1 protein-coding gene is annotated in these 1,284 nt (G+C 68.5%); it reads left to right on the plus strand.

The genetic code is table 11. The annotated features are described in order from the left end of the window. Nucleotides 1-1,258 (plus strand): IS3 family transposase (locus ACTQ40_RS10510; RefSeq protein ID WP_441564114.1); only part of this gene is annotated, 1,258 nt, incomplete at its 5' end. Nucleotides 1,259-1,284 lie beyond the last annotated feature (26 nt).

Genomic DNA, 1,284 nt, shown 5'->3' on the forward strand with positions numbered 1-1,284 from the left:
GGGACTGCGGACAAAAAGTTGGACCGTTGAGGTCCGGAACGGAGTCCGCATGGCATACAGTAGGAGAATGGTGGAGAGGGCCAGGGCGCTTCGCGGCGCCGGGCTCACCGTCATGGAGATAACCGAGATACTCGGCGGGCCCGGCAAGACGTCCGTCTGGCGCTGGATCAGGGACGTGCGCAAGCCCGCGGGAAGGGCCGGTGGAGGAATGGACCTGCCGCGACTCGTCGGGGACGGCCCCGACTACCCCGACATCGACCCGGAGGACAAGGACGCCCTGATCGAGCGGCTCAGGCTCGAGAACGCGGTGCTGAGGGCGGTGCAGGACGTTTTAAAAGCCGAGAGCCTCGACGGGATGTCGAACAGGGAGAAGACCCTGGTGATAGACCGCCTGAGGCCTGCGGGGAAGTGGTCCTTGAGAGAACTCACCGGCTTCTTGAGGATATCGAGGAGCTCCTATGACTACCAGCGCCGCGCGATCGCCAGGCCGGACCGCCTGGCGCCGCTGAGGGACGTCGTGCGGCGGGTGTTCCTGGAGGACGGCGACGGCGCGCGCGGCTACCGGTTCGTGGTGCGCAGGCTCCGCGAGCTCGACGACCCCGTGCGCGTCTCCGAGAAGGTCGTCCGGCGCATCATGCGCGAGGAGGGGCTCGTCCCGAGGTGGATGAAGAGGAGGGCCGGCGCCTACAGCTCCTACGGCGGCGAGGTGACCCCCGCCCCGCCGAACCTCGTGCGCCGCGACTTCCGCTCGGCCCTGCCGAACTTCCTGTGGCTCACCGACATAACCGAGTTCAGGCTGCCGACGGGCCGCAAGGTGTACCTGTCCGCCATCAGGGACTGCTTCGACTCCTCGGTCGTCGCCTGGCGGGCGGGCGAGCGCCCGGACGCCGACCTCGCGAACTCGACGCTGTCGGACGCGTGCTCCCGGCTGGCGCCCGGCGAGCACCCCGTGATCCACTCCGACCGCGGCGTGCACTACCGCTGGCCGGGCTGGATATCGATATGCGAGCGGAACGGCCTGGTCAGGAGCATGTCGGCCAAGGGCTGCAGCCCCGACAACGCCGCGATGGAGGGCTTCTTCGGCCTGCTCAAGAAGGAGTTCTTCCACGGGAGGGACTGGTCCGGCTGGTCGCCCGGGGAGTTCATCGAGGCCCTCGGCGCGTGGATAGGGCGCTTCAACTCCGAGCGGGCAAGCGACGCGCTCGGTGGCGCGACACCGGACGACTACCGGTCGTCGCTGGGGATGGCCGCGATTTAGCGGTCCAGGAAATCGTCCGCAGTCCC

The sequence above is a fragment of the Collinsella sp. Sow4_D11 genome, assembly GCF_052116465.1.
GTDB lineage: Bacteria > Actinomycetota > Coriobacteriia > Coriobacteriales > Coriobacteriaceae > Collinsella.